The following is a 24,991-nucleotide window of genomic DNA, read 5'->3' on the forward strand; positions in this document are numbered from 1 at the left end:
GAGGTGGAAGGATCGACGTCATGACGGTGACGGTGGTGGGCATCGGGGGCTCGATCAGGTCCGACTCGCAGTCCGAACGGGCGTTGCGAGTGGCTCTGGAGGGTGCTCGCGAACTCGGTGCGGAGACGATCCAGTACAGCGGCCCCGACCTGGTGCTCCCGTTCTACGACCCCTCCGTGCCCGACCGCACGGACGTCGCGCTGCGCATGGTCGAGGACCTGCGCCGGTGCGACGGCGTGATCGTCGTGTCGCCCGGCTACCACGGCACCGTGTCCGGTCTGGTCAAGAACGCCCTCGACTACATCGAGGACCTCCGCGACGACGAACGCCCGTACCTCGACGGCCGCGCGGTCGGCACCATCACCGCCGCGTACGGCTGGCAGGCCGCCGTGAACACGCTCTCCGCCGTCCGCTCGATCGTGCACGCCCTGCGCGGCTGGCCGACGCCGCTCGGTGCCGCGATCAACTCCGCGCAGGTCAAGTTCGACGGCGACGGCGCCTGCTCGGACGCCGACGTGGACCGGAACCTGCGGGTGATCGGCCGTCAGGTCGCTGAATTCGCGCTGCGCCGTCCCCTCTCGGACGTGAACTGAGTCACCATCGGGCATTTAAGTCGTGCACGATGCGTTCTCCCTCAGTGAAAGGCAATTTTGCCCACTGACTCGAGGGAGAGCGGAATGGAAGCGCTGTACACGGCTGAGGCGACTGCTTACGGCGAAGGCCGCAACGGCGAGGTGCGTTCATCCGATGGTGTGATCGACGAGGTGCTGTCGGTCCCCAAGGAGATGGGCGGCCCCGGCGGTGACGCGACCAACCCCGAGCAGCTCTTCGCGGCCGGCTACTCAGCGTGCTTCAACTCCGCCATCGCCGCCGTGGCGCGCGCCGGGAAGATTCAAGTTGCGTCTTCCGAGGTAACCGCCAAGGTGGGCATCGGATCCAACGGCGCCGGCGGCTTCCAGCTCGCCGTCGAACTCGCGGTGAAGATCCCCGGACTCGACCAGGCGGTCGCGGAGAAGCTCGTCGAGCAGGCCCACCAGGTCTGCCCGTACTCCAACGCGACGCGCGGCAACATCGAGGTGGCGCTCACCGTCACCGTCTGAGGAGGCGCGTTTCACATGGCCAAGAACCCGATCACCAGCCCCCTGGCTGACGCCGACCGCGATGCCGTCGGTGCCATCCTCCAGGCGACCCTCGTCGACCTCGTCGACCTCTCCCTGATCGGGAAGCAGGCGCACTGGAACGTGATCGGCAAGAACTTCCGCAGCGTCCACCTCCAGCTGGACGAACTGGTCGTGCTGGCCCGCAACGCCGCCGACCAGGTGGCCGAGCGCGCAGCAGCCATCGGCGTCACGCCGAACGGCACGGCGAAGACCATCGCCGCGTCGTCCGGCGTGCCCGAGATCGCGTCCGGCTGGCTGAAGGAGGACCAGGTCGTCACCGCGATCACGGACTCACTGGCGTCGCTGATCTCCCGCATGCGTGCCCGCATCGACGAGACGGACAAGCCCGACCTCGTCACCCAGGACCTGCTGATCGGCATCACGCAGGACCTGGAGCAGGCGCACTGGATGTGGCAGGCCCAGGCGGCCTAGCCCGTCAGCTCGACATCAACCGGCGGATGGCCCGTTCCTCGACGGAACGGGCCTCGTCGACCTTCCGGGCCAGCTCGTCGAAGTCGCCCCCGTTCGCGACCTCCGACCAGAGCGCGCCCGACTCCCGGAACTCCCGCCCCCCGGGCAGCCCGGCCTCGTCGAGGAACGCGGCGTACAGGGGCCGCGTCGCCCCCGGCGCCGTGTACTCGACCTCCAGGCAGTCGTGCAGCCGCTTCAGCACCACCGCGGGGTCGTCGGCCCAACGCTGACCCCAGCCCTTCTTCCCCGTGTCGCGCAACTGTTCCGCGAGCTTGCGCATGCCGGAGAACCCGAAGTTCACGTCGAATTTGTTGCCCAGCACGGGCCCAGTGAGGTGCTCGCAGGTCATCCTGACCGCTCCGGCGACGTCCGGGTAACCGCGACGCTCACCGATGCTGATCATCTCGTGCCGGCCGAGCCCCCAGCTCCTCACGAACTCGCTGACCGGCTGAACGCGCGTGCCGCGGTCGTGCACGGTGACCGAGTCATCGTCCACTCCGAGCACCCCGACCGGGTGCTTCTCCTTGCCCAGCAAGCAGATCACCGGCCCATCAGCAGCTCGCAACTGCTGCTCGGCCTTGCGCGCGGACGTCGTGGACGTGACCTCGTGCGCAATACCGGCGTGCATCAACGCGGTAGGAATGAACGGCGCCGGGTGGTGCCGCGCGACGATGGTCATCATCGGCGCGTGCCCCTCGTACTCGAACACGAAGTACATGAACCCGATACCGCCCGCGAGCCCGGCCAGCATCGCCTCGGACCACTCGTCGTCGAGCAACTCCCGCAACAACCACGAGTCATGCATCTGCCCGACAGGCCGCGCGTCCCCGAGAACGTGCCTGCGCGCGGTGCTGTACGACTCGCCCGTGCGCTCCATCCGGGCGCGAACCAGACGCTTGAACGACTTCTGCTCGGTCATGACGTGCCTCTCGCGGACGCGCACGAGCCGTTCCCCACGCCTCGCTCTGCTCGTCCGGGCTGCGTTCTCGCACACGACTGACCGGCGCCGGGAGGACAGCAGTCCCCTTTGCCTCCGCGACGCCGGCCAGCGTGGGTGACCGATCAGGAGGTGAGGCGCTCGGCAGCGCCGTCACCAGCCTACTTCCGGTGCGGGGTGATCGGAAGGGAGCCGCGGGCGGGCCGTGGGCGAGCCGGGGCCGCTGCGTTCGGGGTGCCGCTGCCTTTGGGGCCGCCGCGTTCGGGAGGTTGCCTTCGGGCGCCGCTGCCTTCGAGGTCGCTGCGTTCGGGCGGTTGCGTTCGGGCGGCTGCGTTCGGCGCGGATTCCGGAGGTGACCTGAGCTGACCGGACTGTGCTGGCCGAGGTGACTCGCCGGGTCGTGCTGGCCGCACCACGCTGGCCGGGTTGTGCTCACCGGATTGTGCTGGCCCCGGATTGTGCTTGCCGAGGTGGGCCGACCGAAGTGGGCCGACCGGGCCGTGCCGGCCGAGGTGGGCCAGCCGGCCGTGCCAGCGATGAGGAGTTCGCCTGGACGAGTCAGCCGAGGTGGACCTACCGAGGTGGGCAGCAGGGTCGTGCCAGCCAGGTCGCGCCAGCCGCGAACGTGCCAGCCGCGAACACCGTCGCGAGGCGGCCAGAACGAGTGCCGCCGGACAACCATCGCGGAGCATCGCTGCGCTGCTGCCGTGCCCGTGCTGCCGTGCCCGTGCTGCCGTACTTGTGCCGCTGCCGTACCCGTGACGCCGCCGTGCTCACGTCCCCGTGTCTCTGCCGTGTCCGGCAGGCCGTGCCCGAGAGACGTGCCCGAGAGACGTGCCCAGCAGACCGTGTCCGACAGACCGCGGCAACGTCGCGTGCACACCGCTCCCCGCGCGATTCCTCCTGACGCAACGCGCGAACCCCGAATTCAGTTCCCGAGTTGTCCACAGGCTATCCGGATCCGGAAACCCGCAGGCCAACGACCCAGAAGCCTGTGGACAACTCGCGATCATGGAAGTCAGCCGCGAGACACCCGGCCGCTCACTTCGCCAGGTGCCGCCGGGCGAAGTCCACCTCGGCCGCCGTCTGCCGGAGCGTCTCGGCGACCACCAGCGACCCGTGCCCGGCGTCGTAGCGGTACATCTCGTAGGAGTGTCCGCGGGCCGCGAGCGCGTCGAGGTAGTTGTCGATCTGCCGGATCGGGCAGCGCGGGTCGTTCTCGCCCGCGAGGATCAGTACCGGCGCGACGACCTCGTCGACGTACGTGAGCGGCGAGCACTCCTTGTAGAGTTCCGGCAGTTCCTCCGGGGAGCCGCCGAACAGCGCGCGGTCGAAGGCGCGCAGCGGTTCCATCTCGTCCTCGTACGCGGCGAAGTAGTCCGCGACGGGGACGCCCGCGACGCCCACGGCCCAGCGGCCCGGCTGGGTGCCGATGCCGAGCAGGGTCAGGTAGCCGCCCCACGACGCGCCGTTCAGCACGGAGCGCTCGGGGTCGGTCAGGCCCGACTCGACCGCCCAGTCGTGCACGGCCGCGATGTCCTCTAGCTCGGTGATGCCCGGCCTGCCCTCGATGGCGTCACGCCACTTCGAGCCGTAGCCGCTCGAGCCGCGGTAGTTCACGTGCACGGTGGCGAAGCCTGCGTCGAGCCACACCGCGCGGTAGGCGGAGAAGCGGTCCTCGTCGGAGGAGTGCGGGCCGCCGTGGATCAGGAAGACCGTCGGGAACGGGCCCTCGCCGTCGGGCTTCGAGACGAGTGCGTGCACGTCGCCGACGAACACGTCCTCCAGCTTGAACGACGTCGCGGGCTTGGCGCCGGCGGGCTCGACCAGCACGCGCTCGGTGCCGTCGGTGGCCAGCGCGCGGATGACCGTCGAGCGCTCGGCGGACGACCAGGAGTACTCGACCGTGCCGTCCGGGCGGACGCCCGCGGAACCGACCACGCCGGGAGCGGTGTCCAGAGTGGACAGTTCGCCGGTCGTGAGGTCGTAGCGGTGCACGGTGTTGCGGGCGTGGTGGGTGTGCACGACCAGCAGCGCGGACGCGTCCGGGTACCAGTCGGCGGCGACCTCGCCCGGCAGGTCGAGGACGATCTCCCGCTCGGTGTCGGCGGCGACGTCCCAGATCAGCAGTTCCTCGCGGCCGCGGCGCTCGTGCAGCACCAGCAGCCGCTGGTCGCCGCTGACCGGGCTGAACGAGATGGCGTCGAGGCCCTTGCCCTTGCCGTCCCACTTCTCGGCGACGGTCTCGCCGGTCTCCGCGTTCAACGCGCGCAGGGCCATGTGCCGGTTGTCGCCGTGCTCGGAGTGCGCGATCACGACGAGCGACTCGTCCTTGGCCAGCGCGGAGACGCCGGCGTCGTTGACGTGCTGGTAGAGCACCTCGCTCTTGCCACCCCGGGTCAGCCAGACCGTGGTGCCGTCGTCGGTCGACGCGGCCACGGCCGTGACGGTGCGGCCGATCTCCAGACCCGCCGGGTAGCCGGGCGTCACGTCGGCGACCGCGGGCTCGGCCTTGCTGCCGTCGGCCTTGAACGGCTCGCGCACCCAGACGCCGAACTCGTCGCCGTCGTGGTCGTCGAACCACCAGATCTCGGTGCCGTCCGGGTTCAGCGTGGCGTGCGACGTGCCGTTCGGGCGGTCGGTGACCTTGCGGTGCTCGTCCGTCGCGCGGTCCCAGGAGTAGATCTCCCACACGCCGCTGGCGTTGGAGACGTACAGGGTGCGGTCCGGCGCGTCGTCGGCCCAGCCGGGCAGGCTCATCCGCGGAGCGGTGAACCGTTCACGCCACCGGGCTTCGGCGGCCGGGTCCTCGAAGAGCTGTTCCGGAATGTCGGGAGAAGGGTGCGTGGTCACGCTTCAACACTAGAGTCAGAGGCTGCGTCTAGGGGGATTGCACATGACACAACCACCGCAGTGGGGTGGGCCACCTCACCGCCCGCCACCAGGCCACCCGCACCCGCAGCACTGGCCCCAGCAGCAGGGCCCGCCACCCGGCTGGCTGCCGCCCAGACCGTCACAGCTCGGCCTGCTCGCCGTCCTGAACTGGGTCCTCGCCGCCGGCATGCTGGCGATCGCGGCGTTCGTGATCATGAGCTTCCTGGTCTCCGGCGGCACGCTGGTGGTCGGCGTCCTGCTCGCCGCCGTGGTCGCGGGCTTCGGCGTGCTGAACGCGCTGGGAGCCCTGTCGATCAACCACCCGCACTTCCCGAACACCGTCGCCTCGCAGCTCGCGGGCGGGTTCACGGGCATCGTGCTGCTGGTGGCGCTGATCCGGTCGGTGCGCCGCGGCGTCGCCGAACTGGTGCCCGCGACGGCGTCGGCCGTCCTGCTCGCGGTGTGCGTGCTGAGTCTTGTCCTGGCGACGCGTCCGGCAGTGAAGCGGTGGATTGTCGCCAAGCATCAGCAGTCTTTGTCACATGGTCACGTGCCGCGCAACCGCCGCTGATTAGTTGAATCGAGTCAGAAAATCTAGGTGTGCGGTCCGGTGAGAGTTAACGTGGAGGCATGTCCGAAACGATGGAGCGCCTCACCGGGGCCGCGACGTTGGAGGAGGTCCAACGGATCGTCCGCACGACGGCCAGGTCTTCGCTGGTCGCGCACGGTGCGACGTTGGTGCTTCTCGACGGCGACCTCTGCTATTACGCGGACGAGGACTCGATGAGTCCGCTGTGGAAGGGGCAGCGCTTCCCGGCCGTGAACTGCATCAGCGGATGGGCGATGAGGAATCGTCAGACCGTGGCGATCAGGGACGTCCGAGTCGATTCGAGGATTCCTCAAGAAGCGTATCGGCCGACCTTTGTGCGAAGCCTTCTGATGGCCCCGATCCTGCGCCCGGAACCGCTCGGCGCCATCGGCTGCTACTGGGCCGTGCCGCACACCGCGACCCCGGCCGAGACCGAGACGCTGGAGTCACTGGCCCGCGAGGCCGGCGAAGCCCTGGAACGCTTCCCGGAGGGCCTGCCCGCGCGGGGCTTCCTCAGCTGACGTGCTGGAAGTGCGTCAGCGCCAACGGCTGCCGCAGGTACTCGTCCTCATCGGGGAACGTCACCGGATCGGTGCGCCACCGGGGACCCGCGTAGTTCTCGAGCGCCTGCTCGTCCCGCCACCGGCTCACGTACCGCACGCGCGACGGGTCGTCGAGGTCGACCAGCACCTCGTGACCTTCGAGTCCGTCGTACATCTCGGGGAACCCTGCGACGAGGTCCCGCACCCGTGCGACGAACTCCTGCTCTCGCCCCGGCTTCACCAGGGCCTCGGACACCCGCGTCAGCATGCACGCGAGCCTATTGCCGGCGGAGCTCCTCCTCGAAGATCCGGTCGACCTGCCGCGAGGCCCGGGACAGCGCCCTGACCGCGACGAAGACCACGATGAAAGCGACGGCGACCACGGCGGTCACCCAAGCCGATGTGAGCATGTAAACGATCCCCAGGGACTGCAGCACCACAATTGCCTTGGCCGCAATGACGATCCACGACCTGTGAGACGAATTGGCGGTGGAGGCGGAGTCCATCACAAGCATCTCCCGAGATATTCAACGTTGGCTGAACCACTGCCTTCGTCGTTTGGATCAAGACTGCCGTTACGCAACGTGAGTTGAACCGTCAACCTTCACTCTTAAGGGTTAACGCTACGTGGTCGTTTCGTAAAGTTTGGTGCAGAACGATGGCGCTGTGTCATGTAAGCACGGTCCCGTCTACGGCCGCGCGTGTCGAGTCGCGTCACACGATCGGGTGGCTTATCGGGAACCTTGATGTCCTTTTCCGTGACCAGAAAGGACCTTCGACTCTGGGGTGCGAGGGCCTTCTCAGGTGATCTCAGCAAACAAAAGCTGAGACGAATTCACAACTGAAGGATTCCTCTCGGTTCCGGCCACCGGTCATGATCTGACGCATGCACTGGTCCCGAGCCGACGCGTGGCTCCGCTCCCAAGCGCCCGATCTGCACGCCACGTTCCGGCCTCCGGCGACCGCCGCCGAGCTCGCCGCGGCCGAGAAGACGATCGGCGCACCGCTGCCGCCGGACCTGGCGGAGTGGTGGACGGCCTGCGGTGGTCTGGAGCTGGCGGACTACGCCCCGGTCGTCCCCGAGTACTACAGCCCGTGCGGCCTCGGCGCGGCGCTGGAGGTCCGCGAGATGATGATGCAGATCCGCCGCGAGGTCGCGGTCGATCTGCGGATCGAGGACGTCAACGGCCACGAGGCGCGCAAGCTGGCTGAGCCCGCCGGGTCCCTCATCGGCGATCTGTGGCTGCCGCTCTTCGTCCCGGTCGCCGTCAGCGCGGACGGCAGCTACCTGTTCGCCGATCTCCGCGAGGGACCTCTGCGCGGCTGCGTGATGCTGTTCGACAAGGTCGAGGGCGCCGACGAGGGGCCGTACTGGGAGAGCGTCACCGCGATGCTCGACGCGACCGCGGAGTGGCTGGAAGGAGACTTCGCCGCCGAGTGGCGCGTGTGAACCGAAAGCGCCGAAAAACAAATCAGCTCCCGTCCGCATTGCTGCGAGCAGGAGCTGATTTGTTTTATTCAGTCGGGGTGACAGGATTTGAACCTGCGACCTCTTCGTCCCGAACGAAGCGCGCTACCAAGCTGCGCCACACCCCGGCTGGGAACATGTAGAACTCTACATCATGTCCGCTCCAGCTCCGAATCGGACCCCCTCATTTCGCCCCTGACCAGGCGTAACGGGCCGGGGAACGAGGGTCAGCAGGGAAGCCTCCGGAGGGCAGCAGAAGCGCACTGGCGCGTACGGCGAAGTGCCCATGCCGGCGGACACGTTCATCCACATGTGCGAACCCCAGCGGGAAACGCCGCGGGCTCGGCCCCGGTCCAATTCGCAGTTCGTCACAACGGCGCCGTAGAACGGGATGCGCAACTGGCCGCCGTGGGTGTGGCCGGCCATCACGAAGTCGTAGCCGTCGGCCGCGAACGGGTCGAGGACGCGCGGCTCGGGGGAGTGCGTGACGCCGAGCCTCAAGACGGCGCTGGGGTCGGGGGTGCCCGCGATGTCGGCGTAGCGGTCGCGCTTCAGGTGCGGGTCGTCGAGGCCCGCGCAGAAGATGGCCTGGCCGTTGACCATGATGGTCTTGCGCAGGTGCGTGAGGTCTTCCCAGCCGCGCTCGATCATGCCGGCGCGCAGGTCGCGCCACGGGAGCGTCACGCCGTGGATGCGCTTGGTCTTGGACGACGGCAGCAGGTAGCGCACCGGGTTCTTGAGCTTGGGCGCGTAGTAGTCGTTGCTGCCGAAGACGAAGACGCCCGGCTTGTCGAGCAACGGGCCGAGCGCGCGCAACGTGCCGGGCACGGCGTCCTTGTGCGCGAGGTTGTCGCCCGTGTTGACCACGAAGTCCGGGTTCAGGTCGGCCAGGGCGGCGACCCAGCGCTGCTTCGACACCTGGTTCGGCGTCATGTGCAGGTCTGAGATGTGCAACACCCGGATCGGCTTGGCTCCGGGGGACAGGACCGGCACCGTCGCGGTGCGCAGGGTCCAGTGCCTTCTCTCGATTCCCGCCGCGTACGCGACGGTCGCGGCGCCGAGAGCGGTCGTGGCGAGGAGGGCGCGGCCCAGCTTGTTCACGCGTCAAGGGTACGGAAGGGCGTTAACTCGATCGGCGCGGCATCCGGCGGGCGGTACCGTTCTGCGCCATGGCGGACTTGAAGACGCGGCTGAAGAACGACCTGACTGTCGCGATGAAGGCACGGGAGACCGTCACGGCCGGCGCGCTGAGGATGGCGCTGACGGCCGTCACGAACGAGGAGGTCTCGGGCAAGCAGGCCCGCGAGCTCACCGACGACGAGGTCGTGAAGGTCCTCTCGCGCGAGGCGAAGAAGCGCAAGGAGGCCGCGGAGGCCTTCGACGGTGCCGGGCGGGCCGAGAAGGCCGAGCTGGAGCGCCAGGAGCTCGCGGTGCTGGAGACCTACCTGCCCAAGCAGCTCGACGACGCGGAGCTGGCGTCCATTGTGGACAAGGCGTACGACGCCGTCGCCGTTCAGCTCGGCGAGGCGCCGGGGCAGAAGCAGATGGGCCAGGTCATGAAGGCCGTCAACGCCGAGGTCGCCGGGCGCGCCGAGGGTGGCCGGGTGGCCGCCGCGGTGAAGGCCAAGCTGGCCGGCTGAACGACCGTGCCGCAGCGGCGGAGCAACCGCTGCGGCACCCCAGCTCAGAACGCCTTGTCGACCGCGTCCGCGAACTCGCCCATCGACCCGAACTCCAGGTCGTAGCTGTAGTCGCCGGACGGCTCCGGCGTCGCGCCCCAGCCCGGCCGGTCGTGCCGCCGGTTGATCCACACGGACGGCAGGCCCTCCCGCTTCGCCGGAACGTGGTCGTGGAACAGGCTCTGCGCCACGTGCAGCAGTTCCGACCGCTCCACGCCCAGAGAGTCCAACTCGCGATCCAGTGCCCGGAAGTGGTTCTCGGCCGGCTTGTACGCGCCGACGTCCTCCGCGGTGATGATCGCCGCGAAGTCCCCGCGCAGCTGCCGGTTGCTGCCCGCGAACCCGGCCCGGTGCACGTTGGACAGGATGATCAGCTTGTAACGAGAAGCCAGGCGCGCCAACGCGTCCGCGGAGTCGGGGAACGCCGGCCAGTCCGGCACCGAGTCGCCCAGCCGGTGCGCCCACTCGTCGCTCACTTCGCGCCCGAGTGCGGATCCCATGAGCCGGAACGCGGCAGCCAGCAGGTCCGGGTACAGCGCGGACGGCGTCGCGGCCTGTGCGGCCGCCTCCTGCTTGCCGTACGCGAGCAGCAGCTCTTCGTCGGACAGCGACAGCCCCGCGTCCCGTGCCCACGGCGAGAGCACCGCGGCGATCCCGGTCTCCCAGTCGATGAGCGTGCCGTAGCAGTCGAAGCTGAGCGCCTTGAACGTCGTCAGGTCCATGACAGCAAACTGTAGTACAGTTCAACTGTAGGGCAACTGAGTAAACTGGCCTCATGTCAGCCCTCGACGGTCTCGAAGTGCGCCGCACCACCACGGCCCAGCAGCTCGCCGACGGCCTCTCCGAACGGATCATGGCGGGTGCCTTCGGCCCTGGTGACAGGCTCAGGGAGAGCGCGATCGCGGCCGAGTTGGGCGTCGCGCGCAACACCATCCGCGAGGCCGTCCGCATCCTGGAGCTGACCGGCCTCGTGCGCTACGAGGTCAACCGCGGCGCCGTCGTCATCGCGCCCACACCCGAGAAGATCGAGGCGCTCTACACCGCCCGCGAACGCCTGGAGACCGCCGCGCTGGCCCGCACCCCGCGCCCGGAGCAGCTGGAGAAGATCACCGAGGCGTTCGACGCGCTCGTCGACGCCGCCCGGAACGACCCGCGCGAGATCGTCGACCGCGACCTCGCCTTCCACCAGGCGATCGTCGCGCTGCTCGACAGCACCCGGCTCGACGAGTTCTTCGCCTCGCTGACCAAGGAGCTGCGCTTCTACCTCACGGTGCTCTCGAAGCAGGAGACACCGGACGAGGTGATCGCCGAGCACCGGGCCATCCTCGACGCCGTCCGTCTCGGCGACCGCGACAGGGCGGTCGCCGAGATCCGTGCTCACGTCGACGTGAGCGTCGAGCGACTCAAAGCGATGCTGGGCTAGCGGTTCGGTTCGGTCGGCAGCGTCACCGGCGGGGGCTGGTTCGGGTCGCCGGGGCTGGGCGGCGGCTGGGCCGGGGGCTCCGACGCGACCGGCGGCGGCACGTACCCCGAGCTCACCGACAGCGTGATCACCGTGCCGCGCAACGCGTTCCCGCGCGGCGACTGGCTCACGACGGTGCCCTTCGGCTGCTCCGAGTTCACCGTCTGCTGGCTCACCTTGTAGCCGGCCTGGTCCAGGATCCGCGTGGCGTCGTTGACCTGCTTGCCGACGACGTCCGGCACCTGGATCTCGCGGCCGCCCTTGAGGTAGCGCTGCTCCACCTGCGGCAGCGCGGACACGGGCATGCCGCCGTGCATCTTCGTCATCGTCTCGAACCACGTCTTGGCCGGGATCGTGCCGCCGAAGATGTTGCCGCCGGGGCACAGCCTCGGTGTGCCGGTCACGCAGATCGGGCGGGGCGAGGTGCCGTCGTTGAACGTCTGCACCGCGCCCGCGAAGTCCGGGGTCGCGCCGATGAACGCCGCCGACTTGTACTCCTCGGTGGTGCCCGTCTTGGCGATCATCGGGCGGGTCCACTTGGCGGCGCGGGCGGCGGCCGCGGCGGTGCCGTTGCCGACGTCGTCCTTGCTCATGCCGACGGCGAGGCCGTTCGCGAGGCCCTCGGCGACGACCTGCTCGCACGGCGCCTCGTTCACCGGGACGCCCTTGCCGTTGCGGTCGAGCACCTTCGCGATCGGCGTGGGCGGGCACCACTTGCCGCCGCTCACGATGGTCGCCGCGACGTTCGCCAGCTCCAGAGTGGACACCGGCGCCGGGGAGAGCGTGAACGACGCGTTGCCGCCGTTCTGCTTGTAGAACTCCGTCTGCGAGATGCGGTTCTGCTTGTCCTTGGCCTTCGGGTCGGGCCGCGTGCCCTGCAGGTTCGTCGCCATCGTCTCGCGCATGCCGAGGCGCGAGGCCATGTCGACCACGGCGTCCATGCCGGTCTGTTCCTCGAGGATCACGAAGCCGGTGTTCGGCGACGTCGCGAGGGCCTGCTGCAGCGTCATCGACGACGGGTAGCTCGAGTCGAAGTTCGACAGGCAGTACCAGCGGGTGCCGGGCTCACCGGTGCTCGGGCAGCGCTGGGCGCCACCCTTGAAGACCCTGGACGTGTGCGAGGTCGGCGTCGGGATGACGTTCTCGATGCCGAGGCCCTTCTCCAGCGCCGCCGCGGCCGTGAAGACCTTGTAGACCGAGCCCGCGCCGAACTTGTTCTCCACGCCGCTGGGCAGGTCGTACGTCGTCTGGCGCAGGTCGGACTTCAGGCCGTAGTCGCGGTTCGCGACCAGCGCCAGCACGTCGTGGCGCTCCTTGCCGGGCTTGACGATCGCCATGGTGTTCGCGATGCCGTCGGTGTTCTTGCCGACGCCCGCCTCGGCCGCCTGCTTCGCCTGCTGGGTGGCTGCTCTGTCCAATGTGGTCTGAATGGTGTAGCCACCGGTGCGCAGCTGTTCCTCGCTGAAACCCGCGCGCTGCAGGTAGTTCACGACGTACGAGCAGAAGAAACCGTTTTCCGGGCCGGCGCCCACACAACCGTTCGGCGGAGTGCGGACCGGAGTCGCGAGACCCAGCCCTTCCTTCTTCGCCGCCTCACCCGCGTCGCGCGACAGCTTGTCGTTCTCGACCATCCTGTCGATCACTTTGTTGCGCCGGTCCAAAGCTTTGTCCGGATACGCTTCGGGGTCGAGCGCTGACGGACTGTTCACCATTCCCGCGAGCATCGCGGCCTGCGGAACCGTCAACTTGTCCGGAGTCGTGTTGAAGTAAGCCTGGGCCGCCGCCGCGATGCCGTAAATGGTCGAACCAAAAGGAACGACGTTCAGGTACCGGGCGAGGATCTCCTCCTTGCCGAGCTTGCGCTCGAGCTGCAACGAGATCCGCGCCTCGCGCATCTTGCGCGCGATCGTCTGCTCCTGGGCCTTGGCCTGCTCGAGCTTGTTGTTCCGCGCGACCACGTGGACCAGGTAGTTCTTGACGTACTGCTGGGTCAGCGTCGACGCGCCCTGCGACACCGAGCCGCTGACCTGGTTCGTCAGGCCGGCACGGATCGTGCCCTTCCAGTCCACGCCCTGGTGCTCGTAGAACCGGCGGTCCTCGACCGAGATCAGCGCCGCCTTCATGGTCGGCGAGATCTTCTCGGGAGGTGTCAGCACTCTGTACTGGTCGAACAGGTAGGCGATCGGGGCGCCTTCCTTGTCCGTGACCGTGGTGATCAACGGAGGATCCGTCGTCACGAGGTCGGCCGAGATGCTGTCCACAGTGTCGCTGGCTCTGTTCGAGACGAGACCTGTCGCGCCCACGACTGGGAACAGCATGCCGGCGAGGAGAACCCCAGCCAGCAGGCACAGGCCGAGCATCTTGAGCACGCCATTCCTGACTCGCACGCGGCTCAGCGTACGCCGTACACGAACGGGTGAAGGTGATCAGTAAGTGTCGTTACTCAGCATGAGTAGACATACGCACGACAGGTAACAGTCGGGTGACCCAGGCTTGGACAGGGAACCGAACGGCACTACAGTCCGTCAACGTCCAAGGAATGCAGCCGTAGCTCGAACGCTACGGCATCCGTGGCAGGGGTGTGGCGGATTTCCACATTTGGACAGCACTGAGGAGTGGGGGATATGAACCAGGGGGATTGGCGTATCAACGCTTCGTGCCGTGACGAAGAGCCGGATCAGCTCTTCGTCCGAGGTGCGGAGCAGCGCAAGGCGAAGCTCGTGTGCCTGGGTTGCCCGGTGCGCATGGAATGCCTGGCCGAAGCGCTCGACAACAAGATCGAGTTCGGGGTCTGGGGAGGCATGACCGAGCGCGAACGCCGTGCTCTGCTGCGCCGCCGTCCGGACGTCGACTCATGGCTCGAACTGCTCGACAACGCACGTCAAGAGCACGTCGAGGACACGAGGGTCAGCTAGGCGCTCAAAGCGTCTACTCGCCGGCGAGGCGGCGACCTATCTCCCGTAGGCCGTCGAGGTCGTGCACGTCAGCAGGCAATGCGGGCACGCCGACCAGCGAGACGCCGGGGTGGGCACGCGTGAACCGGGCCAGCAGCCGCTTCTCACGATCGGCGACTGCCACCCGGTCCGCGTGCAGCCGGAGCACTGCCGCGGCGAGCGGCGCGTCACCGGAGCGGTCGAGGTCGTCCGCTGCGGCCAGCGCCTTCGCCGCGGGCAGGTCCGCCGCCAGCACGGGGTGCGTCCTGTTCGCGACGAGCCCGCACAACGGCATCTTCTCGGCGCTGAGCCGCTCCACGAAATAGCTCGCCTCGCGCAACGCGTCCGGTTCCGCCGCCGCGACCACCACGAAACCGGTCCCGGGCGAGCGGAGCAGTTCGTACGTGCGCTGGGCGCGCTCGCGGAATCCACCGAACATGCTGTCGAAAGCCTGGACAAAAGTCGACGCGTCCTGCAACAGCTGGCCGCCGACGATCGTCGAGACGGCGCGCGTGAAAAGGCTGAAACCGGTTCCAACGATCTTGAGGAGCCCTCGGCCGGAAGCACGCGCGGGTGCCGACAGCATCCTGATGAACCGCCCGTCGAGCACCGTCGAGAGCCGCTGCGGCGCGTCCAGGAAGTCGAGCGCCGACCGCGACGGCGGGGTGTCGACGATGATCAGGTCCCACTCGTCCTGCGCCACCAGCTGGCCCAGCTTCTCCATCGCCATGTACTCCTGCGTGCCGGAGAACGACGAGGAAATGGTCTGGTAGAAGGGGTTCGACAGGATCTGGTCGGCCCGGTCGCGGCCCGCGTGGGTCAGCACCATGTCGTCGAACGTGCGGCGCATGTCCAGCATCATCGCGAACAGCTCGCCCTTGGGCTCGAAGCCGTCCACGACCACCTCGCGCGGGTGGTTGTCCAGCTCCCGCAGGCCCAGCGACTGGGCGAGGCGCCGGGCCGGGTCGATCGTCAGCACGACCACGCGCCTGCCGCGCTCGGCCGCGCGCAACGCCAGCGCCGCCGCCGTCGTCGTCTTGCCCACGCCGCCGGAGCCGCAGCACACCAGGACGCGCGTCTCCAGGTCGTCGAGAAGCGGGTCGAACTCGAGCTTGTTCATCGGACCCCCGCCGCGACCAGCGCCTCGGCCAGCTCGTACAGCGCGGCCACGTCCACCCCGTCCGTCAGGTCGGGCAGTTCCAGCGTCGGCAGGTCCGACTCGCCGAGCAGTTCCTTGGCCTCTTGTTGTGACCGCACCCTGATGGCGTGCTCCACCGTCTCGTCGACCAAACCCTCGAGCGTGAACTCGTCGAGGTCGAGCCCGGCGGTCTTCAGCCCCGCGCGCACCCGCGACTCGTCGAGCCTGCCCTCGGCGGCGACCGGCAGCGACCGGGCGGGCAGCCGCGCCGGCTGGACCCGGTTCACCAGCACCGCGCCCGGACGCAGGTCGGCGCCGTCCAGGTCGACGACGGCGTCCAGGGTCTCGCGCACCGGCATCTCCTCCAGCAGCGCGACCAGGTGCACCGCCGTGTCGCCGGAGTGCAGCAGCCGCACGACGCCCTCGCTCTGCCCCTTGATCGGCCCGACCTTCGCGAGGTCGGCCATGGCCTTGGTGACGTCGAGGAACTTGACCACGCGCCCGGTGGGCGGCGCGTCCAGCACGACGGCGTCGTAGAGGTGGCGGCCGTCCGGCCCGGTGCGGTTCACGCACTCCTTGACCTTGCCGGTCAGCAGGACGTCGCGCAGGCCGGGCGCGAGCGTGGTCGCGAACTCGATCGCGCCCATCTTGCGCAGCGTGCGGCCCGCGAAGCCCAGGTTGTAGAACATCGCCAGGTACTCGAGGAGCGCGGCCTCCGCGTCGACCGCGAGCGCGTGCACCTCACCGCCGCCCGGCGCGGACGCGATCCGTTCCTCCGAGTACGGCAGCGGGGCCCGGTCGAAGAGCTGGGCGATGCCCTGCCTGCCCTCGACCTCGACCAGCAGCACCCGGCGGCCACCGGTGGCCAGGGCCAGCGCCAGCGCGGCCGCGACTGTCGTCTTGCCCGTGCCGCCCTTGCCGGAGACCACGTGCAGACGGGCTCGGGTCAGCTCCTCGGTCCACGACGTCACACGTCCAGACTATGTGTGAAATCGGTCGAACGTGGATCGGTCGGTCAATCCACCATGGTGAGGAAGAGAACGGCCATGGCGGTTGCGGCGACCAGCGCCCAGGCCACGACCGACGGGAGCCACAGCGCGATGCTCGCCGTGAGGATGACCACGACCACCAGTCCGATCAACCCGGCCTGCAGGACCTGGGTGCGCCGGCTGTGCTTGCGATCACGTACCTGAGCCATGGCGACGAGCACCATGACCAGCCCGCCCACCGCGAACAGGCCGGTGGCGACGATCCGCCAGGTCTCCATGTGATCAAGGTAGCTCCAACCCGCGGAACCGCGCAGGCTCCGCTCGGGTGGCAAGTTAGGCTCCGCGCATGACGAAGTGGGAGTACGCGACCGTGCCGTTGTTGATCCACGCCACGAAGCAGATCCTCGACCAGTGGGGCGAGGACGGCTGGGAGCTGGTCACGGTGCTGACGAACCCGACCGGTGAGCAGCACGTCGCGTATCTGAAGCGAGTGAAGGCATGAGCACCTGGAGCGAGCGCCTGAAGGAGCTCGGCATCGAGCTGCCCGGCGTCGCCGCCCCGCTCGCCGCCTACGTGCCCGCCACGCAGAGCGGCCCGTGGGTGTTCACGTCCGGCCAGCTGCCGTTCGTGGAGGGCAAGCTGCCCGCCACCGGCAAGGTCGGCGCCGACGTCTCCCCCGAGGAGGCCAAGCAGTACGCCGCGACGTGCATCCTCAACGCTCTCGCGGCCGTGCATGCGCTCGTGGGGATTGACTCGATCAAGCGAGTCGTGAAAGTTGTCGGGTTCGTGGCCTCCGCCGAGGGCTTCACCGGTCAGCCGGGCGTCATCAACGGCGCCTCGGAGCTGCTCGGCGAGATCTTCGGTGACGAGGGCAAGCACGCCCGGTCCGCCGTGGGCGTGGCCGAGCTGCCGATCGGCGCTCCGGTGGAGATCGAACTGATCGTCGAGGTCTGAGTTCCCGGTCGTCGTCCCGGGTTCTGCTGAAGGGTGTGACATGTCGGACACGTGCCACGAACTGCTGCTGCGGCTCGCCGGACGCCTTCCGGACGACCTGCTGTGGCGGTATCGGGACTGGGCCGCCTCGGACGCGTACGCGGTGCTCGCGCGCTCGTTGCCGCGCACCCTTCTGCACGGACGCATCCCACTGACGGATCACGAGATCCGTCTTTTGCAGGACGCGCTGGTGCCCTACGGGGCGGAACCCGGTTACCTCAGTTCGGTCAAAGGACTGGACGAACTGCCTGCCACCGACTACACCTTTTCCCCGGAATCACCCGATCGGGTGCCGATGGGAGATTCCGCGACCGTCGTCCTCGGTGCCACGCTGCGAGGCCGGCACGGGGTCGGTGAAGTTCGCTCCTGCTGGCGCATCGGTCCCGAGGGGATCAACCGCGCCCTGCTGGTGGCGGCCAGCACCGGCCACGCCCGGCTGACCGGCGAGCTGCAGCGCGTTCTGCGGGCGTTGGGCGAGCACGACCCGTGTGTCGAGGTCGTGTCGTCCGGCATGGACCTGCCGCCCTACCACCGGGCGGCGCTGGCGGCATCGGAGCTGGTGTGCGCCGGCGCCGAGTCCGATCAGCACCTGGTGCTGAGCTAAGGAGAACTGACGTGACGAACGACGGTGTCGGCCTGCCGGTCCGTCTCCACGATCTCCTGCTGTCGATGGCCGGGCGCGTGGACGACGCCGCTCTGTCGCAGGCCCGCGAGTTCCTCGCGGTCGGAGAACTGGACCGCTCGATCGAACTGCTCGTCGGCACGCTCCTCGCCGGCAGCATCCCGGTGCTGCCGGACGAGCGCGCCGCCATCACGTGGATCCTCCACGAGGTCCGCTCGGACGCGTCGCTGACCGACCGCCTGCCGGTGGTCGAGATGCTGCCGTTCATCCGGCACCGCTTCACCTCCGAGACCGACCCGGCCTCGGACATCGCCGCGGACCTGTCCCGCGCGGTGTCGGTGCTGCCGGACATCCGCTCGGTGCGGTGCGTCTGGCGTTCGTCGCCGACGGGCTCCACGCCGGGTCCGCTGCCGCAGCGGGTCGTGCTCGTGGACATCGGTCCGCAGGGCTTCGCGCCCGCGACCGCCTACCGGGTCGACTCCGTGCTGCGCAAGGCGGGCGTCCGTGCCGCCGTCGAGGTCATGACGACCGGCGTGCAGCTCAGCGACTACCACGCCTCCGCCGTGACGTCGTCGCGCGCGGTGCCGATCTCCGGTGCCCCGGCCTCGCCGTCGATGGCCGACCACGTGGCGCAGCAGCAAGCCTGGTTCGACCAGCCTGCCGAGGAGCTTCCGGCTCCGGCGCCGGTGGCCGAGCCGACACCGGCGCCGGAGCAACTGGAAGAGACCGGCTCACGACGCACACGTTCCACACCGACGGCGCTGGAGGGCTCGCAGCCCTTCCCGCCCAAGCCCGTCAAGCGCATCCCGATGGCCTCGGCGGAGCCCGAGATCGAGACGCTGCCCGAGCCCGTGCCGATCAACCGCGCCGAGATCACCACCGAGCTCAAGCCCGACGAGCTGGCGGCCCTGCAGGCCGCTCTCGCCGAGCCGGCCGGTGAACCGTCCTCCGTGGACGCGAACCTCAGCGAGCGCGAGCGGGCCCTGCTGCAGCAGCTGCACGAGGAGCTGGCGCAGCGGGAACAGACCGGGTCACCGGGGGCCGACAGCGGCCGCTGGCAGATCGACCGCTCGTCGTCGCGTCAGTCGGCGTTCGGGGCCTCGAACAACGGCCACCAGCCTCAGTAACCGGTCCGCAGGTACTCCAGCTGGGCCCGCACCGACCACTCGGCGGCGGGCCACAGCACCCTGTCGACGTCCTTGTAGACGACCTCGACGACCTGGCGCGGGGTAGGTGCGCCGCCGAGCCGGTCGACGGCCTCGCGCACCTGGTCCAGCCGTTGCGTGCGGTGCGCGAGGTACCTCCGCGCGGCTTCGCCGGCGTCGGTGAGCTCAGGGCCGTGGCCGGGCAGCACCGCGGTGCCCTCCGGCAGCTCGGCCAGCAGCTTCAGCGACTCGAAGTAGTCGCCGAGCCTTCCGTCCGGGTGGGCGACGATCGTCGTGCCGCGGCCCAGAACGGTGTCGCCGGTCAGCACGGCCTCACCGTCGATCACGAAGCACAGCGAGTCGCTGGTGTGACCGGGCGTGCCCAGGACGCGGAGCTCCAGGCCGGAGCTGGTGATGACGGCGCCGTCCGTGAGGCCTTCCGAGCCGTGCGTGAACGTCGGGTCGAGCGCGCGCACCGGGGCCTTCACGAGTTCCGCGAACTCCCTGGCGCCCTCGGAGTGGTCGGGATGGCCGTGGGTCAGCAGGATCTCCGAGACCGGGCCGATCGCCGCGACGCGCTTCAGGTGGGCCTCGTCGAGCGGGCCGGGGTCGACGACGACGTACGACGTCGCGTCCGGGGCCTTGAGCAGCCACGTGTTGGTGCCGTCGAGCGTCATCGGGGACGGGTTGTCCGCGAGCAGCACGGCGGCGTGCGGCGTGACCTGGCGGAGCTCGCCGTAGCGCGGGTGCTCCGCGCGGGCGCCGATCAGCGGGGAGCCGCTCACTGGAACACCACCCGGATGACGTCGCCGTCGCGGACCAGCTTGGGGATGATCTTCTCGACGCTGCGCTCCTCGGCCATGACCTTCTCGACGCTGCCCAGCGCGCCCACCTCGTCGAGGGTGCGCCAGGTGGGCGGCATGAGCATGCGGCGGCCCTCCTGCGCGTCCGCGATGGCGTCCGAAGGCCTCTGCCAGGCCGCGTCGGACGCCTCGGTCGTCTCGCCGTCCGCGTTCTGGCCGTGCGGGAGCGCGGCGACGAAGAAGCGGGTGTCGTAGCGGCGGGGCTCCTCGTACGGCGTCACCCAGTTCGCCCACGGTCGCAGGAGGTCCGCGCGCAGGACGAGGTCGTTGGCCGCGAGGAACTGGGCCAGCGAGAGCTCGCGGTCGACGAGCTGCTGCCGGGCCCGGGAGTACTTCGCCGTGTCCGCGACGACCGACGTGGGGTCGGGCCCCGCGAGCAGGACGCCGGACTCCTCGAACGTCTCGCGCACGGCGGCGCACACGAACGCACGGGCCGTGCCCGCGTCGACGCAGAAGATCTCCGCCCACCACTCCGGCGGCGGACCGGTCCACGCGACGGACGTGTCGGCGTCGCGCCGGTCGACGCCCCCACCGGGGAAGACGCTCATGCCACCCGCGAACGCCATGCCCTTCACGCGGCGCAGCAGGAAGGCCTCGAGACCCTCGGCGCCGTCGCGGAGCAGGACCACGGTGACGGCGTCCCGTGCCTGCGCGGGTTGGGAGACCGGCTTCGCGGGTACCAGGTTCCCCGGCAAGGTCATGTCGTCGGGCATTCTCCGAGCGTACGACCGCGCTTACCCGAGGATGGTGTGATGGCGACGAACGTCTCCGGCTGCTTGGTGAAGATCCTGCTGTTCCTGCTCGGTGCCGTCATGGGCACAGGCCTCACCGCGGTGGCGGGCGTGGTGATGTTCGTGCCCGACACCACGACGGTGAGCAGCGTCGCTCCGACCACCGAGGCGCCGGGCATGTACGTGAAGAAGGTCGACCGGCTCGTGGGCGGCACCCACTACGAGGTCTGGCTCGGTCCGACACCGGACCGCGGCTACGTCGTGACGGTGCCCGGCGGGTGGGGTCACGAGCCGCAGCGGGAGACCTCCGACGCCGGCGTGCGCCTGAAGTTCGACAAGGGCGGCGAGATCTTCGTGCCCAAGGCCAGTTACTCCTGAGGCAGGATGGACCAGTGGAAGAACAGCTGCGCGTAGGACTGGTCGGTGCCGGCCCGTGGGCCCGGATGATCCACGCTCCCGGAGTCGCGAACCACCCCGGCACCAGGCTGACCGGCGTGTGGGCGCGCCGCCCCGAAGCGGCCGCCGAGCTCGCCGGTTCGTTCGGCGCGGAGCCGTTCGAGGACTACGCCGCGATGCTGTCCACTGTGGACGCCGTGGCGTTCTGCGTGCCGCCGGGCGTGCAGGGGCCGATGGCGATCGAGGCGGCCAGGGCGGGCAAGCACGTCGTCCTGGAGAAGCCGATCGCGGAGTCCGCCGAGGTGGCGTCGGAACTGGCCGACGCCGTCGCGGAGGCGGGCGTCGCGTCCCTGGTGGTCCTGACCCGCCGCTACGCCCCGGAGACCAAGGAGATGCTGGCCCAGCTGCGCCGCACCGGCGGCTGGACGGGCGCGGACAGCCGCTGGATCTCCGGCGCCCTGCTCGACGGCCCGTTCTCGAACTCCCCGTGGCGCCACGACAAGGGCGCGCTGGACGACGTGGGCCCGCATGCGTTCGACCTGCTCGACGCGGCCCTGGGCGAGATCACCGACGTGCTGGCCGCGAACGTCACCGACACCGGCCTGTGGCAGCTGATCCTGCAGCACGAGGGCGGCGCCACCAGCACCGTCTCGCTCTGCCTCTCGCTGCCGGTGCAGCCGCCGTTCGCGGACTTCACCGTCTTCGGCACCGAGGGCCACCGCACCCTGACGAACCGGGACACCCCGGCGTCGGAGTGCTTCACGAACCTGCTCGACGACTTCGTGGCGATGGTGCACAGCGGGACCACCTCGCACGAGTGCGACGTGCGGCGGGGGCTGCACCTGCAGCGGATCATCGACCTGGCCCGGAGCAAGGCGGGTGCGTGAGGTTCACGATCGACCCCGAGACGCTGCGTGAGGTCCCGGACGAGTACGAGGCGTGGACGCAGATCGGGGTGGCCGCGCGCATGCTCGGCCGGCTCGACCTGGCCGAGCAGGCACTCACCACGGCGTTGGAGCTGCGTCCCTCGACCGCCTCACGGCTGAGGCTCGCGCACGTGCACCAGTGGCAGGGCAGGTTCGCCGAGGCGCACGCGGAGTTCGCCCGGTGCGCGGACAGCGGCGAGATCGCCGACTTCGTGCACCAGCACTGGGGGAAGTGCTACTTCGACGAGGGCCGGTTCGAGGAGGCCCGTGCTCACTTCCAGCGGGCGCTGGACCTGCGTGAGGGCGGGGACCCGGCGCTGGCCGAGTCGACGCGGGTCGCACTCAGGGCGGCCCAGGCGCGTCTCGGCGGCTGAGCTCCCGTCCGAAATTGTCAGGGGTGCCCGCTAGCGTCCAGGACATGGACCTCACCGCCACGACAGCCGAGCTCGCCGGTGCCGCCGCCGAGGTGGCGCGGCTGCTGCCGACGAGGGTGTTCGACCCGGTGCTGGCCGGCGTCCGGCTCCGCGCGGGCACGGACGTCGAGATCGCGGGCAGCGACCAGGAACACGGCGTGCGGCTGACGGTGCACGCGACGGTGCACACCGAGGGCGAGGTGCTCGTGCCGGCGAAGCCGCTGGCCGCGACCCTCCAGGCGCTCGACGACCCGCAGGTGCGGCTCAAGGTCGAGGGCCAGCGGCTCGCGATCCGCACGCCGAACTCGCGGTTCGCGATCCCGCTGCTCGACCTCGACCACCACCCCGGCGTTCCGGAGCTGCCGCCGCTGCGGGGGCACGTCGACGCGGCGACGCTCAGGCTGGTCGCGGCGGTGGCGGGGGCCGCGAGCAAGGACGACGCGCTGCCCATCTTCACCGGCATCAGGATCCAGTCGGACGAGCAGAAGCTGCACGTCATGGCCACGGACCGCTACCGCATGGCCTACGCCACACTTCCGTGGGAACAACGAGGTCACCTCGACCTGTTGGTACCTGCGAAGGCGCTCGTCGAGGCAGCCCGGCAGGCCGAAGGCCGTGTCGCCCTGCACGCGAACGAGGACCGGATCGGCCTCGCCTGGGGCACCAACTCGATCTCCACCGCACTTCTGGCCGCTCCGTTCCCGGACGACCGGGCGCGCCGACTCCTGGAGGCAGTCATCGACAGCACGGTGCTCGTGGACGCCGACGCGTTGGCGCGCGCCGTCCGCAGAGCCACGCCCTACGGCGGCCCGCACCAGGCCGTGACCCTTCAGGTCGAGGACTCGGAGCTCAGGGTCAAGGGCAGCGACCCGCAGCAGGGCGAGTCGGAGGAGTTCGTCAAGGCCACGGTCGAGGGGGACCGGCTGACCAAGACGTTCCAGGCCCGCTACCTCGCGGACGCGCTGAAGGCGTTCGCCGGCCGGCGGATCGAGCTGAAGATCCAGGACGGCCTGCGCTCGACGGTGCTGACGTCGCCGCCGCTCGAAGACGGCGTCGAGCTCACGTACCTCGTGGTGCCGATGCGTTCGGTGGCCTAGCGGGGGCACGCATCTCGTGCGGCCCCACACCTCCACCCTCATCAGCCCGACAACGCGAAAGGCCGGCCCACTCCAGGCCGGCCTTCCGCTTCCACGTCTCTCAGCGCGAGGCGAGCTCCATTTCGGACCGCGCCGGCACCTCAGCGGGCACACCGCGCTGCACGGTGCCGCGCAGCAGCCAGACCGCCAGCGCGATCAGCAGGCCCGCGACGCCTGAAGCGATGAACGCCGGCCGCGTGCCGAAGTGCTCGATCAGCTGACCGGACAGGCCCTGGCCGATGGCGAGCCCGACGGTCACCGAGGTGATCACCCAGCCGAACGCCTCCGCGGCCATGCCGTTCGGCGTGACCTGCTCGATCGCCGCGGAGTGCGCGGTCGACTGCGGCGTGATCAGCGTGCCGACGAGGAACAGCGCCACCGCGAGACCGATCAGCGTGGCCGGGATCGCGAGCAGGAACGCCAGCAGAGCGAAGCCGCCCAGCAGCACCGGCAGGCGCAGGTGCATCGGGCGCGGCCACGGGCGCATGCCGTAGAGGACACCGAAGATCACCGAGCTGATCGACCACAGCGACAGCATCAGGCCACCCATCGAGGCGTGACCCGCGGCCTTCGCGAACGCCGGCACGGCCACCTCGACGAAACCGATCGTCACACCGAAGCCGAGCGCGGCCAGTGCCACGGTCCGCATGCCGGGGTAGGCGAACGCGCCGAGCAACGGACGTGGCGCCTGCACGACCGGGCCCCACGCGCGGACGACGGGGTTGAACGCGAACCACAGCGCGCCGACGACCATCAGCACGGAGCCGACGACGACACCGGTGCCCGCCCACGGCGCGGCCAGCAGCAGACCGGCGAGACCCGGTCCGAGGATGAAGAAGACCTCCATGCTGATCGCCTCGTAGGCGTAGCCCGCCATCCGCGTCGGGCCGGCCGGGACCATCCGCTCCCACAGCGCACGCGACGCCGAGCCCACCATCGGCTCGGTCGCGCCGACGCCGAGGGCCAGCGGGACCAGCACGAACACCGACGCGCCCGCCTCGACGGCGAGCACGGAGACGGTGACGAAGAAGGCGAACAGCCCGACCACCCAGAGCAGGGGGCGGGTGGGACCGAAGCGGTCCATCAGCCGGCCCTGGACGACGGACCCGAGCGCCACGCCCACCAGCGCCGCCGCCGAGACCATGCCGGCCACGGCGAACGACCCCGTCGCGCGCTCGACGTAGAGCAGCAGCGAGAGCCCGACCATCGCGATGGGCAGGCGGGCGAGCAGAGACGCGACCACGGGGCCGCGCATGCCGGGGGTCGTCAGGGCAGCACGGTAGTCGGACAGACGAGCGGAGTGGGACATGTGTACCAGTATGCCAAAGTTGGTACGGATGTACCAGATCGGGTGCGCAGGGTCACGATGGTTGCGATTGGGTCACAGGAATGGGATGACCGGGTGAAACATGCAACGAATCAGCCACACCCGAGGTCCTTGAGGGTGAAAGGGCTTGAGCAGTCGGGGTGCTGACGTGCGAAAGTTGACTCATCGACCGAGAGACCAACCTCTGGCCTGAGGGT

The 24,991-nt window shown here is 69.6% G+C and carries 30 protein-coding genes and 1 tRNA gene; 17 read left to right on the top strand and 14 right to left on the bottom strand.

From position 1 onward, the window contains the following. Positions 1-20: 20 nt before the first annotated feature. The 3 genes from ACWF7A_RS38055 to ACWF7A_RS38065 all read left to right on the top strand — a co-directional run bounded on the left by ACWF7A_RS38055 (position 21) and on the right by ACWF7A_RS38065 (position 1,592). Positions 21-593 carry an NADPH-dependent FMN reductase gene (locus ACWF7A_RS38055; RefSeq protein WP_452255348.1) on the top strand — a complete coding sequence of 191 codons (573 nt, stop codon included), beginning with the start codon at positions 21-23 and terminating at the stop codon, positions 591-593. Positions 594-677: 84 nt separating this feature from the next. Next, positions 678-1,100 (top strand): organic hydroperoxide resistance protein, encoded by a 423-nt coding sequence (locus ACWF7A_RS38060; protein ID WP_065915251.1) that lies wholly within the window; start codon positions 678-680, stop codon positions 1,098-1,100. A gap of 15 nt (positions 1,101-1,115) precedes the next feature. Beyond that, positions 1,116-1,592: a Dps family protein gene (locus ACWF7A_RS38065; protein WP_452255349.1), complete on the top strand. Its 477-nt coding sequence runs from the start codon at positions 1,116-1,118 to the stop codon at positions 1,590-1,592. 4 nt (positions 1,593-1,596) lie between these two features. Here the strand turns inward: ACWF7A_RS38065 and ACWF7A_RS38070 are convergent, their stop codons facing one another. Both ACWF7A_RS38070 and ACWF7A_RS38075 read right to left on the bottom strand, forming a co-directional pair. Beyond that, entirely contained in the window at positions 1,597-2,574 is a 978-nt protein-coding gene (locus ACWF7A_RS38070) for a DUF4872 domain-containing protein (RefSeq protein ID WP_452255350.1), read from the bottom strand. Between the two features lie 1,035 nt (positions 2,575-3,609). Continuing rightward, a complete protein-coding gene (locus tag ACWF7A_RS38075; protein ID WP_452255351.1) occupies positions 3,610-5,421 on the bottom strand; it encodes a prolyl oligopeptidase family serine peptidase in 1,812 nt (603 codons plus the stop codon). Between the two features lie 43 nt (positions 5,422-5,464). Between ACWF7A_RS38075 and ACWF7A_RS38080 the strand changes: the two genes are divergently transcribed. Together ACWF7A_RS38080 and ACWF7A_RS38085 are read left to right on the top strand one after the other, a co-directional pair. Beyond that, on the top strand, positions 5,465-6,013 hold the full coding sequence (locus tag ACWF7A_RS38080) for a hypothetical protein (RefSeq protein ID WP_452255352.1): 549 nt from the start codon (positions 5,465-5,467) through the stop codon (positions 6,011-6,013). 59 nt (positions 6,014-6,072) lie between these two features. Then, on the top strand, positions 6,073-6,552 hold the full coding sequence (locus tag ACWF7A_RS38085; RefSeq protein ID WP_452255353.1) for a GAF domain-containing protein: 480 nt from the start codon (positions 6,073-6,075) through the stop codon (positions 6,550-6,552). Here the strand turns inward: ACWF7A_RS38085 and ACWF7A_RS38090 are convergent. Together ACWF7A_RS38090 and ACWF7A_RS38095 are read right to left on the bottom strand one after the other, a co-directional pair. Further along, the gene (locus tag ACWF7A_RS38090) at positions 6,545-6,841 is read right to left on the bottom strand and encodes an antibiotic biosynthesis monooxygenase family protein (protein ID WP_452255354.1); all 297 of its coding nucleotides are present in this window, start codon (positions 6,839-6,841) and stop codon (positions 6,545-6,547) included. The genes ACWF7A_RS38085 and ACWF7A_RS38090 overlap by 8 nt on opposite strands. A 10-nt stretch (positions 6,842-6,851) precedes the next feature. Continuing rightward, positions 6,852-6,983, bottom strand: coding sequence for a hypothetical protein (locus ACWF7A_RS38095; protein WP_452255355.1), 132 nt, complete (start codon positions 6,981-6,983; stop codon positions 6,852-6,854). 476 nt (positions 6,984-7,459) lie between these two features. On the opposite strand from ACWF7A_RS38095, the gene ACWF7A_RS38100 reads away from it, so the two are divergent. Beyond that, positions 7,460-8,023, top strand: a complete 564-nt coding sequence (locus ACWF7A_RS38100; RefSeq protein ID WP_452255356.1) for an SMI1/KNR4 family protein — start codon at positions 7,460-7,462, stop codon at positions 8,021-8,023. A 72-nt stretch (positions 8,024-8,095) separates the two neighbouring features. Here ACWF7A_RS38100 and ACWF7A_RS38105 read toward each other — a convergent pair. Both ACWF7A_RS38105 and ACWF7A_RS38110 read right to left on the bottom strand, forming a co-directional pair. Continuing rightward, positions 8,096-8,169: transfer RNA gene (locus ACWF7A_RS38105), tRNA-Pro, on the bottom strand. A gap of 19 nt (positions 8,170-8,188) precedes the next feature. After that, positions 8,189-9,142: a metallophosphoesterase gene (locus tag ACWF7A_RS38110; RefSeq protein ID WP_452255357.1), complete on the bottom strand. Its 954-nt coding sequence runs from the start codon at positions 9,140-9,142 to the stop codon at positions 8,189-8,191. A 68-nt stretch (positions 9,143-9,210) separates the two neighbouring features. On the opposite strand from ACWF7A_RS38110, the gene ACWF7A_RS38115 reads away from it, so the two are divergent. Then, complete coding sequence (locus ACWF7A_RS38115) at positions 9,211-9,681, top strand: GatB/YqeY domain-containing protein (protein WP_452255358.1); 471 nt, start codon at positions 9,211-9,213, stop codon at positions 9,679-9,681. A gap of 44 nt (positions 9,682-9,725) precedes the next feature. Here ACWF7A_RS38115 and ACWF7A_RS38120 read toward each other — a convergent pair whose 3' ends face one another. Further along, positions 9,726-10,442: a haloacid dehalogenase type II gene (locus ACWF7A_RS38120; RefSeq protein ID WP_452255359.1), complete on the bottom strand. Its 717-nt coding sequence runs from the start codon at positions 10,440-10,442 to the stop codon at positions 9,726-9,728. A gap of 53 nt (positions 10,443-10,495) precedes the next feature. Between ACWF7A_RS38120 and ACWF7A_RS38125 the strand changes: the two genes are divergently transcribed. Beyond that, positions 10,496-11,143 (top strand): GntR family transcriptional regulator, encoded by a 648-nt coding sequence (locus ACWF7A_RS38125; RefSeq protein ID WP_452255360.1) that lies wholly within the window; start codon positions 10,496-10,498, stop codon positions 11,141-11,143. Here ACWF7A_RS38125 and ACWF7A_RS38130 read toward each other — a convergent pair. Next, positions 11,140-13,569 carry a transglycosylase domain-containing protein gene (locus tag ACWF7A_RS38130; RefSeq protein ID WP_452255361.1) on the bottom strand — a complete coding sequence of 810 codons (2,430 nt, stop codon included), beginning with the start codon at positions 13,567-13,569 and terminating at the stop codon, positions 11,140-11,142. The genes ACWF7A_RS38125 and ACWF7A_RS38130 overlap by 4 nt on opposite strands. Positions 13,570-13,806: 237 nt before the next feature. On the opposite strand from ACWF7A_RS38130, the gene ACWF7A_RS38135 reads away from it, so the two are divergent. Next, positions 13,807-14,097 carry a WhiB family transcriptional regulator gene (locus tag ACWF7A_RS38135; protein ID WP_452255362.1) on the top strand — a complete coding sequence of 97 codons (291 nt, stop codon included), beginning with the start codon at positions 13,807-13,809 and terminating at the stop codon, positions 14,095-14,097. 13 nt (positions 14,098-14,110) lie between these two features. Here ACWF7A_RS38135 and ACWF7A_RS38140 read toward each other — a convergent pair whose 3' ends face one another. Genes ACWF7A_RS38140 through ACWF7A_RS38150 form a run of 3 tightly spaced genes read right to left on the bottom strand, consistent with a single transcriptional unit; the run spans position 14,111 to position 16,520 of the window. Further along, a complete protein-coding gene (locus ACWF7A_RS38140) occupies positions 14,111-15,235 on the bottom strand; it encodes an ArsA family ATPase (RefSeq protein ID WP_452255363.1) in 1,125 nt (374 codons plus the stop codon). After that, complete coding sequence (locus ACWF7A_RS38145) at positions 15,232-16,224, bottom strand: ArsA-related P-loop ATPase (RefSeq protein ID WP_452255364.1); 993 nt, start codon at positions 16,222-16,224, stop codon at positions 15,232-15,234. Before ACWF7A_RS38145 ends, ACWF7A_RS38140 begins: the two co-directional genes overlap by 4 nt. 44 nt (positions 16,225-16,268) lie before the next feature. Further along, on the bottom strand, positions 16,269-16,520 hold the full coding sequence (locus ACWF7A_RS38150) for a hypothetical protein (protein WP_452255365.1): 252 nt from the start codon (positions 16,518-16,520) through the stop codon (positions 16,269-16,271). A 68-nt stretch (positions 16,521-16,588) separates the two neighbouring features. On the opposite strand from ACWF7A_RS38150, the gene ACWF7A_RS38155 reads away from it, so the two are divergent. From ACWF7A_RS38155 to ACWF7A_RS38170, 4 genes are read left to right on the top strand one after another with little or no spacing between them, the layout of a single operon-like run. Further along, complete coding sequence (locus tag ACWF7A_RS38155; protein WP_086668176.1) at positions 16,589-16,744, top strand: DUF4177 domain-containing protein; 156 nt, start codon at positions 16,589-16,591, stop codon at positions 16,742-16,744. Further along, on the top strand, positions 16,741-17,196 hold the full coding sequence (locus ACWF7A_RS38160; protein WP_452255366.1) for a RidA family protein: 456 nt from the start codon (positions 16,741-16,743) through the stop codon (positions 17,194-17,196). Before ACWF7A_RS38155 ends, ACWF7A_RS38160 begins: the two co-directional genes overlap by 4 nt. Before the next feature lie 40 nt (positions 17,197-17,236). After that, positions 17,237-17,839, top strand: coding sequence for a hypothetical protein (locus tag ACWF7A_RS38165; RefSeq protein WP_452255367.1), 603 nt, complete (start codon positions 17,237-17,239; stop codon positions 17,837-17,839). An 11-nt stretch (positions 17,840-17,850) separates the two neighbouring features. After that, positions 17,851-18,984: a hypothetical protein gene (locus ACWF7A_RS38170; protein WP_452255368.1), complete on the top strand. Its 1,134-nt coding sequence runs from the start codon at positions 17,851-17,853 to the stop codon at positions 18,982-18,984. On the opposite strand, the gene ACWF7A_RS38175 is transcribed toward ACWF7A_RS38170, so the two are convergent. Together ACWF7A_RS38175 and ACWF7A_RS38180 are read right to left on the bottom strand one after the other, a co-directional pair. Beyond that, positions 18,978-19,787, bottom strand: a complete 810-nt coding sequence (locus tag ACWF7A_RS38175; RefSeq protein WP_452255369.1) for an MBL fold metallo-hydrolase — start codon at positions 19,785-19,787, stop codon at positions 18,978-18,980. The genes ACWF7A_RS38170 and ACWF7A_RS38175 overlap by 7 nt on opposite strands. Beyond that, entirely contained in the window at positions 19,784-20,578 is a 795-nt protein-coding gene (locus tag ACWF7A_RS38180; protein ID WP_452255370.1) for an NUDIX hydrolase, read from the bottom strand. Before ACWF7A_RS38180 ends, ACWF7A_RS38175 begins: the two co-directional genes overlap by 4 nt. Before the next feature lie 39 nt (positions 20,579-20,617). Here ACWF7A_RS38180 and ACWF7A_RS38185 point away from each other — a divergent pair, with 39 nt between their 5' ends. From ACWF7A_RS38185 to dnaN, 4 genes are read left to right on the top strand one after another with little or no spacing between them, the layout of a single operon-like run. Then, positions 20,618-20,974 carry a hypothetical protein gene (locus ACWF7A_RS38185; RefSeq protein WP_452255371.1) on the top strand — a complete coding sequence of 119 codons (357 nt, stop codon included), beginning with the start codon at positions 20,618-20,620 and terminating at the stop codon, positions 20,972-20,974. 14 nt (positions 20,975-20,988) lie between these two features. Then, on the top strand, positions 20,989-21,879 hold the full coding sequence (locus ACWF7A_RS38190) for a Gfo/Idh/MocA family protein (RefSeq protein WP_452255372.1): 891 nt from the start codon (positions 20,989-20,991) through the stop codon (positions 21,877-21,879). Further along, a complete protein-coding gene (locus ACWF7A_RS38195) occupies positions 21,876-22,292 on the top strand; it encodes a tetratricopeptide repeat protein (RefSeq protein ID WP_452255373.1) in 417 nt (138 codons plus the stop codon). Before ACWF7A_RS38190 ends, ACWF7A_RS38195 begins: the two co-directional genes overlap by 4 nt. Before the next feature lie 44 nt (positions 22,293-22,336). Further along, a complete protein-coding gene (gene dnaN, locus ACWF7A_RS38200; protein WP_452255374.1) occupies positions 22,337-23,428 on the top strand; it encodes a DNA polymerase III subunit beta in 1,092 nt (363 codons plus the stop codon). 100 nt (positions 23,429-23,528) lie between these two features. Here the strand turns inward: dnaN and ACWF7A_RS38205 are convergent, their stop codons facing one another. Further along, positions 23,529-24,776, bottom strand: coding sequence for an MFS transporter (locus tag ACWF7A_RS38205; RefSeq protein ID WP_452255375.1), 1,248 nt, complete (start codon positions 24,774-24,776; stop codon positions 23,529-23,531). Positions 24,777-24,991: the final 215 nt, after the last annotated feature.

The organism is Lentzea sp. NPDC055074, assembly GCF_053608005.1.

What these genes read in the sequence shown, in the direction of transcription:
- ACWF7A_RS38065 (WP_452255349.1), top strand. Translation starts at nt 1,116, where the DNA reads ATGGCCAAGAACCCGATCACCAGCCCCCTGGCTGACGCCGACCGCGAT.
- ACWF7A_RS38150 (WP_452255365.1), bottom strand. Translation starts at nt 16,520, where the DNA reads ATGGAGACCTGGCGGATCGTCGCCACCGGCCTGTTCGCGGTGGGCGGG.
- ACWF7A_RS38095 (WP_452255355.1), bottom strand. Translation starts at nt 6,983, where the DNA reads ATGCTCACATCGGCTTGGGTGACCGCCGTGGTCGCCGTCGCTTTCATC.
- ACWF7A_RS38060 (WP_065915251.1), top strand. Translation starts at nt 678, where the DNA reads ATGGAAGCGCTGTACACGGCTGAGGCGACTGCTTACGGCGAAGGCCGC.
- ACWF7A_RS38085 (WP_452255353.1), top strand. Translation starts at nt 6,073, where the DNA reads ATGTCCGAAACGATGGAGCGCCTCACCGGGGCCGCGACGTTGGAGGAG.
- ACWF7A_RS38140 (WP_452255363.1), bottom strand. Translation starts at nt 15,235, where the DNA reads ATGAACAAGCTCGAGTTCGACCCGCTTCTCGACGACCTGGAGACGCGC.
- ACWF7A_RS38185 (WP_452255371.1), top strand. Translation starts at nt 20,618, where the DNA reads ATGGCGACGAACGTCTCCGGCTGCTTGGTGAAGATCCTGCTGTTCCTG.
- ACWF7A_RS38090 (WP_452255354.1), bottom strand. Translation starts at nt 6,841, where the DNA reads ATGCTGACGCGGGTGTCCGAGGCCCTGGTGAAGCCGGGGCGAGAGCAG.
- ACWF7A_RS38180 (WP_452255370.1), bottom strand. Translation starts at nt 20,578, where the DNA reads ATGCCCGACGACATGACCTTGCCGGGGAACCTGGTACCCGCGAAGCCG.
- ACWF7A_RS38055 (WP_452255348.1), top strand. Translation starts at nt 21, where the DNA reads ATGACGGTGACGGTGGTGGGCATCGGGGGCTCGATCAGGTCCGACTCG.
- ACWF7A_RS38080 (WP_452255352.1), top strand. Translation starts at nt 5,465, where the DNA reads ATGACACAACCACCGCAGTGGGGTGGGCCACCTCACCGCCCGCCACCA.
- ACWF7A_RS38160 (WP_452255366.1), top strand. Translation starts at nt 16,741, where the DNA reads ATGAGCACCTGGAGCGAGCGCCTGAAGGAGCTCGGCATCGAGCTGCCC.
- ACWF7A_RS38135 (WP_452255362.1), top strand. Translation starts at nt 13,807, where the DNA reads ATGAACCAGGGGGATTGGCGTATCAACGCTTCGTGCCGTGACGAAGAG.
- ACWF7A_RS38115 (WP_452255358.1), top strand. Translation starts at nt 9,211, where the DNA reads ATGGCGGACTTGAAGACGCGGCTGAAGAACGACCTGACTGTCGCGATG.
- dnaN (WP_452255374.1), top strand. Translation starts at nt 22,337, where the DNA reads ATGGACCTCACCGCCACGACAGCCGAGCTCGCCGGTGCCGCCGCCGAG.
- ACWF7A_RS38125 (WP_452255360.1), top strand. Translation starts at nt 10,496, where the DNA reads ATGTCAGCCCTCGACGGTCTCGAAGTGCGCCGCACCACCACGGCCCAG.
- ACWF7A_RS38205 (WP_452255375.1), bottom strand. Translation starts at nt 24,776, where the DNA reads ATGTCCCACTCCGCTCGTCTGTCCGACTACCGTGCTGCCCTGACGACC.
- ACWF7A_RS38155 (WP_086668176.1), top strand. Translation starts at nt 16,589, where the DNA reads ATGACGAAGTGGGAGTACGCGACCGTGCCGTTGTTGATCCACGCCACG.
- ACWF7A_RS38100 (WP_452255356.1), top strand. Translation starts at nt 7,460, where the DNA reads ATGCACTGGTCCCGAGCCGACGCGTGGCTCCGCTCCCAAGCGCCCGAT.
- ACWF7A_RS38165 (WP_452255367.1), top strand. Translation starts at nt 17,237, where the DNA reads ATGTCGGACACGTGCCACGAACTGCTGCTGCGGCTCGCCGGACGCCTT.
- ACWF7A_RS38120 (WP_452255359.1), bottom strand. Translation starts at nt 10,442, where the DNA reads ATGGACCTGACGACGTTCAAGGCGCTCAGCTTCGACTGCTACGGCACG.